Source organism: Niallia circulans (genome assembly GCF_007273535.1).
Classification (GTDB): Bacteria; Bacillota; Bacilli; order Bacillales; family Cytobacillaceae; genus Niallia; species Niallia circulans_B.
Genome location: NZ_RIBP01000004.1, coordinates 2,409,017 through 2,425,948, shown reverse-complemented (window position 1 = coordinate 2,425,948; position 16,932 = coordinate 2,409,017). Strand labels below are relative to the sequence as shown.

General features: G+C 38.5%; 18 protein-coding genes and 1 riboswitch. Of the genes, 3 read left to right on the top strand and 15 right to left on the bottom strand.

Going from position 1 to position 16,932, the window contains the following annotated elements; translation table 11 throughout:
- The first annotated feature begins 163 nt into the window (after positions 1-163).
- Positions 164-412: a ferredoxin gene (locus CEQ21_RS19905; protein ID WP_185766000.1), complete on the top strand. Its 249-nt coding sequence runs from the start codon at positions 164-166 to the stop codon at positions 410-412.
- A gap of 42 nt (positions 413-454) precedes the next feature.
- Here the strand turns inward: CEQ21_RS19905 and CEQ21_RS19900 are convergent, their stop codons facing one another.
- The 13 genes from CEQ21_RS19900 to CEQ21_RS19840 form a co-directional block, all read right to left on the bottom strand.
- A complete protein-coding gene (locus CEQ21_RS19900) occupies positions 455-1,045 on the bottom strand; it encodes an ECF transporter S component (RefSeq protein ID WP_185765999.1) in 591 nt (196 codons plus the stop codon).
- A gap of 161 nt (positions 1,046-1,206) precedes the next feature.
- A riboswitch (FMN riboswitch) is annotated at positions 1,207-1,339 on the bottom strand.
- Positions 1,340-1,494: 155 nt separating this feature from the next.
- Complete coding sequence (locus CEQ21_RS19895) at positions 1,495-2,382, bottom strand: M23 family metallopeptidase (RefSeq protein WP_185765998.1); 888 nt, start codon at positions 2,380-2,382, stop codon at positions 1,495-1,497.
- Between the two features lie 323 nt (positions 2,383-2,705).
- Positions 2,706-3,902 (bottom strand): hypothetical protein, encoded by a 1,197-nt coding sequence (locus CEQ21_RS19890; RefSeq protein ID WP_185765997.1) that lies wholly within the window; start codon positions 3,900-3,902, stop codon positions 2,706-2,708.
- The gene (gene sigX / locus CEQ21_RS19885; protein WP_127737581.1) at positions 3,877-4,425 is read right to left on the bottom strand and encodes an RNA polymerase sigma factor SigX; all 549 of its coding nucleotides are present in this window, start codon (positions 4,423-4,425) and stop codon (positions 3,877-3,879) included. The genes CEQ21_RS19890 and sigX overlap by 26 nt, the downstream gene beginning before the upstream one ends.
- Before the next feature lie 207 nt (positions 4,426-4,632).
- A complete protein-coding gene (locus CEQ21_RS19880; RefSeq protein ID WP_185765996.1) occupies positions 4,633-6,399 on the bottom strand; it encodes an ATP-binding protein in 1,767 nt (588 codons plus the stop codon).
- On the bottom strand, positions 6,396-7,112 hold the full coding sequence (locus tag CEQ21_RS19875) for a response regulator transcription factor (protein ID WP_185765995.1): 717 nt from the start codon (positions 7,110-7,112) through the stop codon (positions 6,396-6,398). Before CEQ21_RS19875 ends, CEQ21_RS19880 begins: the two co-directional genes overlap by 4 nt.
- A 231-nt stretch (positions 7,113-7,343) precedes the next feature.
- On the bottom strand, positions 7,344-8,069 hold the full coding sequence (gene rluB, locus CEQ21_RS19870; protein ID WP_185765994.1) for a 23S rRNA pseudouridine(2605) synthase RluB: 726 nt from the start codon (positions 8,067-8,069) through the stop codon (positions 7,344-7,346).
- Positions 8,070-8,237: 168 nt separating this feature from the next.
- Positions 8,238-8,771 carry a spore maturation protein gene (locus tag CEQ21_RS19865; protein WP_127737919.1) on the bottom strand — a complete coding sequence of 178 codons (534 nt, stop codon included), beginning with the start codon at positions 8,769-8,771 and terminating at the stop codon, positions 8,238-8,240.
- A 7-nt stretch (positions 8,772-8,778) separates the two neighbouring features.
- Positions 8,779-9,366 carry a nucleoside recognition domain-containing protein gene (locus CEQ21_RS19860; protein WP_185765993.1) on the bottom strand — a complete coding sequence of 196 codons (588 nt, stop codon included), beginning with the start codon at positions 9,364-9,366 and terminating at the stop codon, positions 8,779-8,781.
- Positions 9,359-10,504, bottom strand: coding sequence for a D-alanyl-D-alanine carboxypeptidase family protein (locus CEQ21_RS19855; RefSeq protein WP_185765992.1), 1,146 nt, complete (start codon positions 10,502-10,504; stop codon positions 9,359-9,361). Before CEQ21_RS19855 ends, CEQ21_RS19860 begins: the two co-directional genes overlap by 8 nt.
- A 154-nt stretch (positions 10,505-10,658) precedes the next feature.
- The gene (locus CEQ21_RS19850) at positions 10,659-11,552 is read right to left on the bottom strand and encodes a superoxide dismutase (RefSeq protein WP_185765991.1); all 894 of its coding nucleotides are present in this window, start codon (positions 11,550-11,552) and stop codon (positions 10,659-10,661) included.
- A gap of 149 nt (positions 11,553-11,701) precedes the next feature.
- The gene (gene scpB, locus CEQ21_RS19845) at positions 11,702-12,280 is read right to left on the bottom strand and encodes an SMC-Scp complex subunit ScpB (RefSeq protein ID WP_185765990.1); all 579 of its coding nucleotides are present in this window, start codon (positions 12,278-12,280) and stop codon (positions 11,702-11,704) included.
- On the bottom strand, positions 12,280-13,041 hold the full coding sequence (locus tag CEQ21_RS19840; protein WP_328593508.1) for a segregation/condensation protein A: 762 nt from the start codon (positions 13,039-13,041) through the stop codon (positions 12,280-12,282). Before CEQ21_RS19840 ends, scpB begins: the two co-directional genes overlap by 1 nt.
- 192 nt (positions 13,042-13,233) lie before the next feature.
- On the opposite strand from CEQ21_RS19840, the gene CEQ21_RS19835 reads away from it, so the two are divergent.
- Entirely contained in the window at positions 13,234-13,755 is a 522-nt protein-coding gene (locus CEQ21_RS19835; RefSeq protein WP_235907408.1) for a DUF309 domain-containing protein, read from the top strand.
- A 49-nt stretch (positions 13,756-13,804) separates the two neighbouring features.
- Here the strand turns inward: CEQ21_RS19835 and CEQ21_RS19830 are convergent, their stop codons facing one another.
- The gene (locus CEQ21_RS19830) at positions 13,805-14,173 is read right to left on the bottom strand and encodes a GNAT family N-acetyltransferase (RefSeq protein ID WP_127737571.1); all 369 of its coding nucleotides are present in this window, start codon (positions 14,171-14,173) and stop codon (positions 13,805-13,807) included.
- Between the two features lie 448 nt (positions 14,174-14,621).
- On the opposite strand from CEQ21_RS19830, the gene CEQ21_RS19825 reads away from it, so the two are divergent.
- A complete protein-coding gene (locus CEQ21_RS19825; RefSeq protein WP_185765987.1) occupies positions 14,622-15,488 on the top strand; it encodes a DUF1002 domain-containing protein in 867 nt (288 codons plus the stop codon).
- Between the two features lie 33 nt (positions 15,489-15,521).
- Here CEQ21_RS19825 and lysA read toward each other — a convergent pair whose 3' ends face one another.
- The gene (gene lysA / locus CEQ21_RS19820) at positions 15,522-16,847 is read right to left on the bottom strand and encodes a diaminopimelate decarboxylase (protein WP_185765986.1); all 1,326 of its coding nucleotides are present in this window, start codon (positions 16,845-16,847) and stop codon (positions 15,522-15,524) included.
- Positions 16,848-16,932 lie beyond the last annotated feature (85 nt).

Below are 16,932 nucleotides of genomic sequence, written 5' to 3'. Positions count from 1 at the left end.
TACTTGAGGATTTGCAAAAATACAATACTTTATTCCTTTATATTGGTCTTTTTTATTGAAAAGTTATACATTCAGTTTTACAATAAGGAATGGATAGTAAAGATGTAGCGTTTTTTATATATGCATATTACTTAACAAAGAATACTGGAGGTTTTTACGACTCATGGCAAAATATACGATTGTTGATAAAGATACATGCATTGCTTGTGGTGCATGTGGAGCTGCAGCTCCTGATATCTATGATTACGATGATGAAGGTTTGGCATTCGTAATGCTTGATGATAACGAAGGTACAGTCGAGGTTCCTGAAGTGTTGCTTGACGATATGCTTGATGCATTTGAAGGCTGCCCAACAGATTCCATTAAAGTTTCTGACGAATCGTTTGATGGCGACGCATTAAAATACGAATAAAAAAAAGCAAAAAGAGATTTTTTCTCTTTTTGCTTTTTTTTATTATGCAACTCTTCGATATTGTGCCTGCTTAGTGATCCACACTTTCATTTTCGCGTAGATGATCATAAATAGCCCTGATACAATGATGCCTTTTACCAAGTTAAATGGCAGGATAAGCGAAATTATATATCCGCGCATTTCGGCAGAGGACATTGGGTCAATTGCCATTAGTTTCATATAAACAGGAAGCAGTACAAAATAGTTGAATACACTCAGGGCAACACTCATAACAAGTACGCTTGAGATTAATCCCACAACCATGCCTTGTTTTGTTTTAAATTTATTATATATAAAGTATGCAGGCAGGATAAAAGCCGTACCAGCAATAAAATTCGCCAAATGACCTACAGGTATCCCAGTTTCACTGCTCATTACAAAATAATCTAGAATGTTTTTAATTAGCTCCACTAATATTCCAGCAACCGGACCGAGTATCAAAGCCGTAATCAATGCCGGTAAATCACTGAAATCCAATTTTAAAAAGGTCGGAAATACCGGTAGCGGGAATTGGACAAGCATAAGCACAAATGAAAGGCTGCTCATCATCCCAATTAATACAAATTTTCTTACATTCATTTTCTTTCTTATCATTTCTACTCTCTCCCTTTAGGATCCATCAGCCTAAGAAGAGAGATTCAGCAATTTTGTTAATGCATGCCAAATAAAAACCTCAAGCAATCTAAGCTTGAGGGAGCATTTAAAGGCACACTTAACAAACGTTCTAACTATAATTTTTCGAACGATTGCAGAACCTCCATCTTCTCCCATCCAGACTTTACTGTCGGTTTTGGATTTTCACCAAATCAGCCTAACGAATAGGCTCGCGGACTTAGAACTAAGTTCCTCACCGCCGGTCGGGAATTTCACCCTGCCCCGAAGATAGATCAATATTTTTTTTACTTCTTCATTATACATAAGAAATACTGCTTTGAAAAGAACAATGCTTACAACATATTGCTATAAGTTTACACAAAGACAAAAACATGCTTAACCGACAGAGTTTTTTGAACTAATATGTGCAAATTTTTTTATGTATATACTTACTCATAGTAGGTAGTAAACGGTGCACGAATACTTCTTTCCTTTTTCTGCTGCACCTCATTGAACTGCTGAATAGTAATGCTTTTTGGAGCTTGCAGCGCAGGCAACTCACCAAGAATTTTACTTATTTCATTTTCTTTTATGTAGTAAATTGCTTTTTTATATGGAACTTGGCCCAACTCAGGGTCATATTCAACCGGTTCTTCTACCGTAATTTCCAGTGTTTCTGATTTTGCTTTTTCAATTTCTTTTTCTTTTTCTTCAGCTTCGCTTTTTTTCTCATTTTCTACTTTTGTCGTCATATCCTTCTGTGCTTGTTTTCTTTTGGCTTGAGCGGCTTCCTGCCTTGCTGGTTTTGCTGCGGCCTCGACTGTCTGTCCCACATCTGCATCTCCTAATGCAAGGATTGGATTAATGGCATTCTCCTTTGTTACCGTCCATTCATTTTCATGTATCTCAAAGTGTAAATGGACACCTGAAGACCTTCCTGTATTGCCCATTTTCCCAATCATATCTCCCATTTCCACATTTTGATTTTCCACAACTAGTCGTTCATTTAAATGAGCATACACTGTTTCTAACCCATTTTCATGCTTTATGAAAATTACATTTCCATAGCTTTGGGAATAATAGGATTTCACAACTAGTCCTTTGTCTACAGCATATACGGAAGCCCCTAAATCCCCTGCAATGTCAATTCCCTTATGATCGCCATTTCTCGTATTAAAAGTATCTGAGATCATCCCTTCACTTGGCCAAGTCCATCCTTTTGTACGTTCAGACAGTGAAGGTGATTGGGCCTCTGAAGCTTTGCCGCCTAAAAATAACAAGCTGACAAACAGAAGCATTATTGCAGCTATGAGCAGCCGTCTGATAAAGTCTCCCATCGTATCCTCCTTTTCCCGTAGTCCGGGTCAATGCTATACTTTGCGTCTATGCATTTTATTAATTTAAGAAGTTTTGCTTACCTTATTTACTATTACATTCGAAAGTTTCTCTTTCACCATATGAGTACATGTTTAGTCTTAGAACTGACATAGTCACCGCGCTCAGAAAGTAGCAACCATTTACATACGAGTTTCTGCCTACATTCCATTAGGCAAGAATCAAATGTTAGTATGGGATAAGTTCCATAAAACCATGCACTTTTTTCTATTGGATTAATAGCTGTACAAAAAAGCTCCAGCAATTTTGCTGGAGCTTAAATAAATTATTCAGCTATTTCCTTTTTATTTGCCGCAACTGGGACGGTAATATCTTCATTCATTACGAATTTTCCGATTTGCTCCAGCTTGGCATTTTCAAATTTTACCGTTTTAAATTCAAAATCCTTTGCTGTAAGCAAAATCGTTTCAATTGCTCTTACTGTATGTTTATCTTCAGCAAGGCTGCTGTCATTTGAAAAATGCAGCACTAATTCATTTTCGTCTGTATTTTTAATAATTTTATCAAAGGAGATATTTTCTGGAATAGACGCAGACAGCCCATAATCTGGGATATCCTTGCTCATATTGCTAATTGCTGTCTCAATATCACGATATGGTGCTTCCCACGGAACATAAAGAGCAGTCTCATTATCTTTTGAATCAGATAAGAGGAAATACCCTCTGTTTTCAAGTGGATGATAAACCATTTCGTTTAATTCACGGTTGCCAACCACTACTCCGTTTTGGCCATTCTGTTTGAATTCCATTTTTTTTGCGCCAATAGATTCTAGCTGCTGATACACAATGGAATTTAAGAAGTTATCGGAACCGAACGAACCAAGTGATGATATATCATCCAAGAAGTCAATAATGACTGTTTCATTTTCTGTGTCATAGACGATGTTGCCATTGAAAGGATAATAATTTTTTAGTCCCCAAGCATTTTCATTAATGACATCCATGTACTTTTTATATAAATCGAATTTCGTTAGGTTTTCAGGGTTATCCACTAATATGCTGACAGGTACTGCAACTTGGACATTATTATCTGGAATTGGGTATGTGAGGAGTTCCTTGTTCCCGACATCCTCCTGATAAACAGCTTCCGTTATTAAAGGGTTACTTGTCTGCTGTTTTTGTATATCATCAGCCTGCCCTTTCATCTGATAAGACGATGAGTTTTCCATATTATCTCTATCTTCGCTAATTGCTATATATTCACTTTTTTCCATTTTAGAAGAATCACTTAAAGAATAATTGCTGTTATTTGAACGGAAAAAGCTTTCACCTATAACGATGCATAGCATAAGAGCAAACACGGTGGCCACCGCTGGCATTAACCAAGGACGGCGGGGCCTGTATTTTGTTTTGCCTGCCTCTATTTTTTGATAGATGACATTAGGATCTCGTTCATCCTTTATAGAGGGAAATTGCCCTAAGAGGCTTTTCAACTGCTCATCGCTCCAATTGTTTTTTTTCATTGTATTCCTCCTCTCTGCTCCATTCCTCCATATGCTTCTTTAATGCTTTCAGAGCACGGTGCTGGGTCGTTTTCACCTTGCTCTCTGTCCAGCCGAGAGTTTCTGCTGTTTCAATGATGGAACGCTCTTGGATATAGCGAAGAATAATGACCATTTTTTGGTCAAGTGTACATACTTTCAACACTTTATATAGGTGTTGAACTTCTTCAGACAGTATTGCCAATTCCTCTGGCAACGAATCATCGGCTTTGATTTGCTGCTTTGACCAATCAAACTTCTCCATAATTCTGTCTTTCCAGTTTTTATGCTTACGAAAATGATCGATTGCTACATTTCGTGCAATACTAAAAAGCCACGTCTTTTCTGCGCTTTTCCCTTCAAACCGATCATAAGATTTTAATACCCGTATATATACCTCCTGCATCAAATCCTCTGCTGTTTCTTTATGGCTGACCATATAAAATAAAAATTGAAAAACGTCATGATGATATTTTTTATATAGTTCATCAAAAACGGAGTCCATCAGTTTCTCCTCCCCGTTTATTAAATTAGTCGTAATTACTTTTCTAATCGTTACGGTTTTTTTTATATTTATCTTAATTTTTATGTATTTCCCCAATGCTTTTCAGGAATTTACCCAAAACAAAAAGGAAGGAATCCATCCTTCCTTATGTACTATTATGTTTAATTGTTTCTTGTGAATCAAGAAGAATCGGCAACATCTCTAAATTTATTCAACATTTCGGGGCAAAAAGATAAAAAATGTCGTTCCTTGCCCATATTTGCTCGTTACAGAAATATGGCCATTATGGGCCTCAATGATATTTTTAGCAATAGCTAAACCTAACCCTGTACCTGAGTTGCCTCTCGTCCTTGCCTTGTCAGCTTTATAAAACCGTTCAAATATATAAGGCAGATCCTCTTCCTTAATTCCAACACCACTATCTTGTATCTCTAAATAAATCCCGACATCGTCCGACTTTGCATTTAACGTGACTGTTCCTTTTTCTTGCGTATGTCTGATGCAATTATCAAGAATATTTGTGACAACCTGCTCCATTTTATCAACATCCATCGTAAATGGCTTCATATCCTCTTGAATATCCATCGTCATGTCGATATTTTTTTCTTTTGCAATCGCATTGAACTTTCTGGAAACTCGATGGAAAAAGGAGCTCATTTCAACCGATTCAAGCATCAGCTCTAGATGCCCTGCCTCCATCCTTGCCAAATCAAGCAGTTCATTGACAAGGCGACCCATTCTAAGTGATTCATCATAAATAATCTGGGCCATTTCTTGCTTTTCTTCCTCCGTCTGAGCAATATTATCAACAATTGCCTCACTGTAGCCCTGAAGCATGCTGATAGGTGTTCGTAATTCATGAGACACATTTGCGATAAAATCATTTCGCAGCTTGTCCAGCTTTCGCTCCTCTGTCATATCCCTTATAACAGCAATCGCCCCTCTTATTTGGTCTTGATTATAAAGGGGACTTACAATAATAACCCATGATTTATGAGAAAGCTTCATTTCAGCAATTTGCTCTTCTCCTGTGCCGATGGCCAAATGGAAAAGCTCCTTTACCTCATCCGGAACTTGCTCTTGTAACGGCTCACTGCTGCCTTGTTCATAATGCCAATATTGAAGAAACCTTTCAGCAGGTGGATTTATTATAAGCAAGCTGCCATTTTTATTAAAGGTCAGCACACCGTCTGCCATACCGCTTAATATATTGCCAAGCTGTTCCTTTTCCTGGCTTAATGCATTCACATTGAAATTAAGGCGTTTTGCCATTTGATTGAAGGCAATGGACAATTCTCCAATTTCATCTTGAGACCATATCGGTACAGTTGTTTCAAAGTTTCCTCTTGCAAGCTCCATCGCAGCCTCACGCATTTTGCGGAGAGGAGCCGTAATCCTCGTAAGTAAAAAGAACGCAAAAATGGTTGTAAGAATGATGGCAACCACTGCCGCTAACACGATAAATTTAGTTGTCGAGTTTTTAGTATCATTAAGGACAGACAAATTTTGAAAAACATAAACAGCTCCGACAGCTTTATTATCGTTTAAGATTGGGACAGCGCTGATGGTAACCTCGATTTTGTCATTCGTCCGGCTATCCCTTAATTCAATTGTCTTAATAGTCTGTTTGTTCCTCGTAATAGCAGTCTTTAAATCCTGACGGGCTAGTGCAGACTCCAAAGTTTCCTTGCTATACTCACTGTCAGGAGAAATAGCGATGTTACTGTCTGTCACAATGGCAGCTGCCGCAGATTCATCCAGAAGCTCCCAGACGATATCCATCCCGATATCGGGGTGCTGTTCGAGCATGCTTGACGCTTTGACCGCATTGCTAGTAAGCTCTTTTTTCGATAATTCCATATGGTATTGCTCAAAATATTCTAGGAGCATAACAGTAAGTATGATTAACACAACAGTAATCAGCAGTAAAAAAGTAAACCAAAGCTTAAATACAACACTTCTCCAAAACATCATCCATTGCTAACCTCAAACTTGTAACCTACACCCCAAACTGTAACAATCATCCGGGCAGCGTCCTCTGATACTTTATTAAGCTTTTCTCTTAAACGCTTAACATGGGTGTCAACTGTTCGCAAATCGCCGAAAAAGTCATAATGCCATACTTCCTTCAAAAGCAGCTCCCTGTCATATACTTTATCCGGAGACCTTGCAAGAAAATACAATAGCTCATACTCTTTCGGGGTCAGGCTGACCTCCCTGCCATTTGCCAATACTCGGTGGGCATCATTGTCAATCGTTAATGCCGGGAACACAATCATGTCTTTTGCAACCGGTTCACTTTGAACAAAAACCGCCGGAGACGATCTCCTTAAAAGAGCCTTAACCCTCAAAACAACTTCTCTTGGGCTAAACGGTTTAACAATATAATCGTCTGTACCTGCTTCAAAGCCTTGAACTCTATTAATTTCTTCGCCTTTAGCTGTAAGCATAATAACTGGTGTCGCTTTTTTCTCCCGCAGCTCCTTACAAACCTCCATCCCATCCTTACCAGGCATCATCAAATCGAGTAAAATAATATCATAATCAACAGAAAGAGCTTTTTTTAAAGCAGCTTCGCCGTCAGCTGCTTCCTCTACCATAAAATCTTCCCTTTCGAGATACATTTTTAAAAGCCTTCTAATTCTCTCCTCATCGTCTACAACAAGAATCTTTATTTCCTTCTCCATTTGAACATCCTCCTAACAACACTTCTATCCTATTAAACGGAAGCATGCAGCAGCATGTGTGCATGCTCCTGTTATGCGCAAGTCTGTTTTTAAAATAAACAAAATCCCAAAGATGGTTATGTATCAATGGGATTTAGGAACAAAAACTATATAGTCATTATATCATTTTAATGTTGCAGATATTGTAATCATCCACATTGTTCTGTGAACGTTTTATGAAATTTTTATTTATTATCTCTTCTTATTAGCTTCTGTGCGTAGCAGCTTTACTTCATGCGCTGTCAATTCTCTGGCATCCCCAGGAGTCAAGCCATTTAAATTCAAGAATGAGTATCTTTCCCTTTTCAGTTTTAAGACAGGTGTTCCGATTGCTTCAAACATCCGACGCACTTGGCGGTTTCTGCCTTCATGAATCTTCAGTTCGACAATAGATGTTCCTTTTTTCTTATCTACTGATAATACTTTTGCTTTTGCAGGTGCCGTTTTACCATCCTCAAGCATCACACCTTTTTCCAATTGCTTAATCTTTTCTCGCATTGGAATGCCTTTGATTTTCGCTACATAAACCTTTTCCACTTCGCCTTTAGGGTGCATCATTGTGTTGGCAAATTCGCCGTCATTTGTCAGCAAAATAATCCCGGATGTGTCATAGTCAAGACGGCCAATTGGATATATCCTTGCCGGTATTTCAGAAAAGTAATCTGTTACAACCTTTCTGCCTTTATCATCGTTAACACTCGAAATGACGCCGCGTGGCTTGTACAATATAAAGTAAACAGGCTCTTCCCTTTCAATCGGAACCCCATTCACTTCAATCTTATCATTTGAACCAACCTTCACGCCTAATTCCTTGACAACTTTTCCATTTACAGTAACTCTTCCATCTTGGATTAATTCTTCTGCTTTTCTTCGTGATGCTATCCCAGCATGAGCAATTACCTTTTGCAGTCTTTCCATCTATGTTTCACCTCATTAAATTCATCAAACAGGACAATAACGTTTATTTTTCTGTTACTTATGAATTATGACATAAGTTTGCCCATTTTCAAAGGAAAGTTCCATAAAAACCATGAAGAATATCATCTTTTTGTCGAAAATAAAAAAAACTCCGAGAAAATCGGAGAATTATCTTCCAAACATTAATGTCACCACGACGACTGCTGCAACAAATCCTACAAGGTCTGCAAGTAAGCCTACCTTAAGTGCGTCACCCATTTTTTTTATACCAACAGCGCCAAAGTAAACTGTCAGCACATAAAAGGTTGTATCTGTACTTCCTTGGATTGTCGCTGCCAATCTGCCAATATAAGAATCTGCACCATATGTCGCAATTAAATCGCTTGTCATCCCTAAAGCAGCATTTCCCGAAATAGGACGAATAAACGCTAGAGGAGCGACCTCTGATGGCACTCCAAAAAAATCCAAGGCAGGCTTCAAAAAGCCCATAAAAAACTCCAATGCTCCTGACGCCCGAAATACTGAAATGGCCACAAGCATCCCGACTAAAAAGGGAATAATGGAAAAAGCCATTGATATTCCCTCTTTACCACCTTCTACAAAGCTTTCATATGTCGGGACACGCTTGTACGTCCCATAAAGGAGAATAAAGCAAATTAAAGAAGGAATCATCCAAACGGATAAAAGTGAAATAATCTGCATCATGAATTCATCCTCGTTTCATTCTTCGATAGTAAAAATAACGATCGATTAATATACCGCTTATTGCCGAAAAGATGGTTGCAATCAGCGTCGGCCCAACAATATCTGTTGGAGAAGCTGCATCGTAATTAATGCGAATGGCAATAACCGTCGTCGGAATTAAGGTAATGCTGGAGGTATTTAATGCCAAAAAAGTAATCATGCTGTTGCTTGCATTATTTTTGCCTCCATTTAACTTTTTCAGCTCCTCCATTGCCTTAATGCCTAAAGGGGTAGCTGCATTACCTAAGCCAAAAATATTAGCCATCATATTAGAAAGGATATACCCCATTGCTGGATGATCCTTCGGTACCTCGGGGAATAGCTTTGTTACAAAAGGACGAAACAAATTGGTAAGCTTCTTTAACAGACCAGCCTGCTCGGCAATCTTCATCATGCCAAGCCAAAAGACAAGGACACTTATCAATCCGATACAAATTGTGACCGCTTCTTTCGCGCCAGAAAAGACCGCTTTATTGACTTCATCAATTGTGCCATTAAAAATCGCAAACACAATTCCAATCACAGTCAGCAGCACCCAGATGATATTAACCATCCTTCTCTACTCCCATAACCGCTAGAAACATACTCTTAAAATGATCAAAAAAGCTTTTATTTTTTTTCAATTTGGTATGTTCATAATAAATTGCAGTACTATCAACTAGCTTGCCATCTAAATAAATTTCCGCATTGCCAACAATATCAGGCACATGTTGCTCCTGCTTTTTCCAGTCACTCTTAACCTTTGACAGCTTGTATTTAACTTCAAGTCCATCTTCCTCTTTAGAGGTGATTGGATAGGCTATATCCTCTTTAATAAAAAGTTTGTTTTTATAAAAAGAGTCTTTCGTTTTCACCTTGCCCTTTTCTACCACTAATGCCATTTTATATTCCTTAAATGCTGATTCATACATATTGATATGATCATCCCAATCATCAGGATCATTTAAGGTCACTGCAATCAGCTCTACCCCGTCCTTTTCAGCAGTTGATACAAGCGTTCTTTTCGCTAATTTTGTGAAGCCTGTTTTCCCTCCAGTTGTGTACTCATAAAGACCTGTAAGCAGCTTGTTTTTGTTTTTCCAAACCCGGTCCCAGTCCCCATCAGGATTTTCCGAACGGTATTTTTCCGTTCCCGCTATTTTTTTGTACATGTCATTTTCCATTGCATACCTTGTTAACAATGCCATGTCATAAGCAGAGGAATAATGGTTTTCATGATCATCTAATCCATGTGGGTTTTCGAAGTTAGTATCCTTCATCCCAATTTCTTCTGCTTTTTGCTTCATTAAATAAACGAATCCATCTAAGCTTCCGCCAACATATTCGGCGATTGCTGTTGCTGCATCATTTCCAGATCGCAGCATTAACCCGTATACCAAATCTTCCAGCGGAATTTTATCGCCAGCTTTTAGATAAATGGAAGAGCCTTCAGTCCTGACCGCATTTTCACTTATTGTCACCATATCATTCATTTTTCCCGACTCAATGGCAAGAATGGCTGTCATGATTTTGGTTATGCTCGCAATTCTTCTTTGAGTGTGCGCATCCTTTTCGTAAATAACTCGTCCTGATTCCTGCTCCATCAAGATGGCACTGTTAGCACTGACATAGATTTGTGCACTTGCGTTTTGCGGAAGCGTCAGCAATAGCAATACAGCGATGCAAGATAGGATTAGATTCTTTGATTTCATATAACACTACCTCGTCTCCTTATATGGTTTGTACATACTTATGCAGGACAAGCGGGCTTATGACAAAATCAAGAAACTTTAACAGTGCGACCTGCCTACTGCTTCCATAAAAAAACAGGTGAACACTAGTTGTTCACCTGCTGAAAAGCTAAAATTAATATGGCCGCCATTTCAAATCACTCGCTTTAAGAAACCTTTCCTCTACATCCTTCCAATTGACGATTTTCCACCAATTACTGATATAATCTGCCCGATTATTTTTATACTGTAAATAATACGCATGCTCCCATACATCAAGGGCAAGCAAGGGAATCGTATCCCATTGTGTCAGCAGCATATGCCTTTCAGATTGAAGTATTTCCAAATGACGTGCTCGCGGTGACCACACCAAAATCGCCCAGCCAACACCTTCAACTGCTTTTGCAGCTTCCGTAAAATGCTGCTTGAAAGCATCATAGCTGCCAAAATAGTCTTTAATCGCTTCAAGAAGCATCCCCTTTGGTTCTCCGCCCCCATTCGGACTCATATTATTCCAAAATATTGTATGCAAATAATGTCCTGATCCATGGAAGGCAAGCTCTCTGGACCAATGCTTCACTAGCTCAAACTTTCGGTCCTTCCTTGCTTTGACGAGCATATTTTCCGCTTTATTCAGCCCATCAACATAGGACTGGTGATGTTTTGTATGATGAAGCCTCATAATCTCTTCTGCTATGTAAGGCTCTAGGGCATTATAAGCATATGGGAGAGACGGCAGCCTGTGACCGCCTGCAGGTACTGTCGGCTCATTGACAAATATTGTCCCTATTTGCTGCCTTTGTTTAAAGTAGCCTTCCATTTCATCCTGTAGTTCTTCTGCTTTATGCTGGATTTTAATTAATTCTTCTGTATCTATCGGCTTTCGCTGGACTGTTTCCATTAAGGATGTGAACTTATCAAGGCTTTTCCAAATTTCATCACTTCTTTGGATATTCTCTGTTTCTAAAAAGTCCTTCAATTCCTTATTCCAGACTAACACATCTTTTACATATTCATTGTAGCTGCTCATTGGTTAAGTTAACCCCTTTTCACTATTAGTCAGTTTATAAACAATATGAAAGAGAAAGGGGGAACATGTTTAAAAAATAAAAAAACAGCCTCCGATATATACAAAAAAAGACTGTACTTGGAAGCTATGCTTAAAGTACAGTCTTACCGCTAATCCTCCAATTGCTGGAATGACTCAAAAAATAAATCAGCCTCTTCTTGCTTAAATTCCTCTTCTTTTTCTGCAAGTACAGGGAGTTCACCTAGGTCCTTGAGTCCAAAATGATCTAAAAACTCCTTCGTCGTCCCATACAATATGGCTCTACCTGCTCCTTCTGCCCTGCCTACTTCTTTAATCAGTGCTTTAGCGGAAAGTGTATGCAGTGGTCTTTCTGTTTTTACACCGCGAATTTCCTCTATTTCCGCCCTTGTTATCGGTTGTTTATAAGCAATAATCGCAAGTGTTTCTAAAGCAGCCTGCGATAAGGTGGAAGCATGAGGAGATTCAACGAGCTTTTTCAAATACACAGAGTGTTCCTTTTTTGTAGCAAGCTGGAATGTGCCCGCTATTTCCACAATCGAAATACCTCTGTCTTGATCCTTTCCGTAATCCTCCATCAGTTCCCTTGTTATCTGTTCTGCTTCAAATTGCTCTACATTCAGGACATGTGCCAACTGCTTGACTGTAAGACCTTCATCTCCTGCAGCAAATAACAGACTTTCAATAATACCTTTCCAATTTGTAACCATCAAAATCCTTCCTCTTCCTTTCCAACCACAAATATATCTGCAAAATTATGTTCTTGTTCAACAAATAACGTTTGACGTTTCATCAGTTCCAACACCGCAAGAAAAGTCACGACAATATGGGTTTTATCATGTACAGGAAAAAGCTCTTCGAAATGGATTCTGCCTCGTTTGCTTTTAATGAACCGAAGGATTTCCTCCATTCTGCTTTCAATTGGAATTTCCTGTCTCGTTATTTTCGTTGCTAGCGGCGCCTGCAATTTTTTCCTGCGCATCAGCTTTTGGAAGGCTGCCAGCATATCATATAAAGAAACATCAAGCTCGCTTTTTGCTGATTCCTCCGTACCTTGGGCGTAATCTGACAAATCACTTGGGGGTTTTGTGAAAATCAAGCCTCTTTCCAGCTCCATTTCCTTCAAGTCACCAGCTGCTTCCTTATACTTACGATATTCTACAAGCCTTTCAATTAAGTCCTCTCTTGTGTCTTCCTCATGCTCGTAAACAAGGTCATTATCAAGCAGCTCTTCATCATATTTAGGCAGCAGCATCTTACTTTTTATCGCTAGGAGCGTTGCTGCCATAACTAAAAATTCACTGGCAATATCAAGCTGAAGCACACTCATTGCATGAATATATTCTAAATATTGCTCTGTAATTTCTGCGACGTTTATATCATATATATCAATTTCTAATTTATTTATTAAATGCAGCAACAAGTCCAATGGACCTTCAAAGCTATCAATTTTCACATTATATTGCATTATATCTCACCAAAATCCTAATAAAATAACATCTAAGTCTTTCCTATGCTAGTATAAGTATAGATGATTCGACAAAGTTATCCAATAATAAATTATACCAAGTGATCAAATAAGCAGATTAGAAGACTTTTATGTCTTCCTTTAAACACAGTATAATAATCATTAGCTAATTTGTTTGGAAAGGAGCAAGTGTTGGTGTATCCACATGAATATATTGAGTACTTGGGGCATTTCCATGGAGATCAGGATTTTTTCGAGTGTCACGAGATTCTAGAAGAATATTGGAAGGAGGTCGATCCTGGCAATAAAGACTCTATTTGGGTTGCCTTTATCCTTTTAGCTGTATCCTGTTATCATCATCGTCGGGGAAACTTCCGCGGGGCAGGCAAAACATTAGAGAAAGCAACCAGCATGTTTCACCGCGGTGACTGGAACTGGAATGACTTCGGACTTGATGAGACATTATTGTTCGAAAGAATGGACCAAAGACAGCTAGATATTAGGAATCAACTATCCTACAGTCCCTTCATTCTGCCAATCAATGCTAAATCCCTGGAGCTAGAATGTGTGAAATGGTGTCAATCTGTTGGAATGGAGTGGCAGTCCTCTCACATTCCAATAGATGATATTATTAATCGTCATTTGACACGAGACAGAACAGAGGTAATGATTGAAAGAACCGCTGCTATTGAGGAGCGGAAAAACCGCCTTAATTAGTTTAACAGCAAAAAGCCCCTAACCACTTTTCTGGTTAGGGGCTTATTTATTACGAATTTAGATTTTCCTCCATATTCATGCATTTAGAAAGAAACCCTACAGTCAATTCGTTTGCTTCTATTTTTTTGTTGGTATATTGTGACTTAATTGCTTGCACCATTGCTTTTCCAACACCTTGATGCCTATGAGAAGGATTAACGGATATATGCTGAATGCTGATACTCGTCTCATCCTCAAAAATGATACCGATCAGACCGATGATGTCCTCTTCTTCCTTCCATAAAAAAAGCTGCCAATTTTCATTAGCCTCGTATTGTTTAATCGTTTGCTGGAGCACCTTTAAATCTTTTTCAGCTGGCATAAAAGAAAGCAGGCCCATTGCAATTTTCTCAAAAGATTTTTTATAACGAATAATCATTTGTATCCCTCATTATTATTAAAGCATATTTACCTGTAAGTTTTCCCATAATGGATTGTTTCCAAACAATATTCTATTCTAAATATGAAGAAACCGGCACTAGTATGAAAAAAAACGCCTCATAGCATAATTTAGCTTACTTTGGCGAAACCTGTTATAGATACTATCATACATAAATTATGGATAATCTTCAATGAAAATATTATAAGGATAAAGTAACATTACATATTCTGTGTCCTTTTCCCTATTGATTGGAAGTATTCCATATAGCATCTCTCACTATAATAGTATGCTAAAACAATACATTCAGCTACTATTTTTATTTCACTTCTTTTCGATTATAATAGCTAAGGAAAAACTCACCAATAAGGCGTTTTTAAGGGGATAAGGAAACTTTTTTATTGGTCGACACGTCTATATGCATAGAACTACATTAGGAGGAACACAGATGAACAGAAAAAAATGGGCTGTGCTAGTCTTATCACTTTTGCTTCTGCTCCCTATCCGCGCATTTGCAGATGCAGCTACAGGCGATATGATTATTACGTTAGGAGCAAACTTGACAGAGGAACAGAAAAAACTGCTGTTAACCGAAATGAATGCCCCTGATGACGCAGAAATCATTACTGTGACAAATGAAGAAGAACATAAATACTTAGGAAGCTACATATCAAAACGATTAATTGGTACAAAAGCCATTTCTTCCTCTGCGATAACAATTGCAGATTCTGGAAGCGGAATAAATGTAAAATCAAAAAACATTAATTGGGTTACTGATGAGATGTACATTAATGCTCTTATAACAGCTGGAGTTAAAGATGCGGAAATTTATGTGACAGCACCGATTCAGGTTTCAGGAACAGCAGCACTTACTGGAATTATTAAAGCATACGAGGTGTCCACAGACACTAAAATACCTGAAGAAGTAAAACAGGCTGCCAACGAGGAAATGGTGGAAACTGCTAATCTCGGGGAAGAAATTGGAACAGATAAAGCTTCTGCCCTAATGGCAAAGATTAAAGAAAAAATAGCTGAAAACAAACCGTCAACAGATGCAGAGCTTCAAAAAATTATCGATGATGCTGCAAGCGACTTGAACATAACCTTAACAGATGCCCAAAAGCAAACATTGATGGATTTCTTCAATAAACTAAAAGACTTGGATATCAACTGGAATCAAGTTGGCGATCAGCTGCAGGACGCAAAGGATAAATTTAATGCTTTTATTGAAAGCGAGGAAGGGCAAGGATTTCTTGCAAAAGTAAAAGAATTTTTCGCAAGTATTGTAGATGCGATTAAATCGTTTTTCTCTTAATACAATAAAGGAAGTGCTAAAAAGCACTTCCTTTTATTTTTTCAACGATGCTTTTTCCTTAAGTGGCAAATCGAGACGGACGATGTCCTCATATGTCTCTCTTTTCACAACAAGGACTGCTTCTTTGTTTTCAACAAACACTACTGGAGGTTTTGGGATGCGATTATAATTATTCGCCATTGAATAGCCGTATGCTCCTGTACAAAACACTGCTAAAATATCTTGATCATTCGCTTTTGGCAATGGCAGGTTCCAAATAAGCATATCTCCAGACTCACAGCATTTACCTGCAATTGACACGGTTTCTTCCGCTTCCATCAAAGGTTTATTCGCCAACACAGCTTCATATTTAGCATCATAAAGTGCTGGTCTAATATTATCTGTCATGCCGCCATCAATTGCTAAGTACTGACGAACGTCCGGAACTTCTTTTCTAGATCCGATTTTATAAAGAGTTGTACCAGCATCTCCAACAAGAGAACGACCAGGTTCAATCCAAATTTCAGGCATATTCATGCCGAACTGCTTCATATTCTTCTCAACCTCTGTAATAATCTCTTCGACATATTCAGAAGGCTGAATAGGCTGATCTTCATTTGTGTATCTGATACCGAATCCTCCACCAAGGTTGAGAACCTTCGTTTCATAGCCATGGGCCTGTTTCCATTGATGTAGCGTATCAATTATTTTTTTGGCAGCAAGAACAAACCCTGTCGTTTCAAAGATTTGCGAGCCGATATGACAATGCAGCCCTAATAGCTCTATATTTTGGGAATCCATTGCTTTAAGCAATGCTTCTTCTGCTTGTCCATTTTGCAAACCAAATCCAAATTTAGAATCCTCTTGTCCTGTCAAAATGTAGTCATGCGTATGTGCTTCAATACCAGGTGTTACACGAAGCAGAATCGCCATCTTGCTGTTTTGTTGTTCGCAAAGCTCTTGCAATAGCTCCAGTTCATAAAAATTATCAACTACAATACAGCCAATATTATGCTCTATTGCCATCAATAGCTCATCTTTGCTTTTATTATTGCCGTGGAAGTGGATTCTCTCCATAGGGAATCCTGCGGCAATTGCCGTATAAAGCTCTCCGCCGGAAACTACGTCAAGTGACAGCCCCTCCTCGTTAGCAAGCTGGACCATTGCAATTGTCGAGAATGCTTTGCTTGCATAAGCAACCTGTGCAGGGATTCCTCGTTTTGCAAATGTATCCTTAAACCCTCTCGCTCTTTCTCTAATAAGCGCTACATCGTATACATATACTGGTGTTCCGAATTCTTCGACTATTCTCACTGTATCAACGCCGCCAATCTCTAAATGCCCAGCTTCGTTCACACTAGAAGTTCCATAATAATGCATATATCCCCCTCGATTCTCCCTAAGATAGATACTAAAGGCTAAGATGAAAATAAGAAACAAGCAGACAGTTCTACTTTCGAACTGT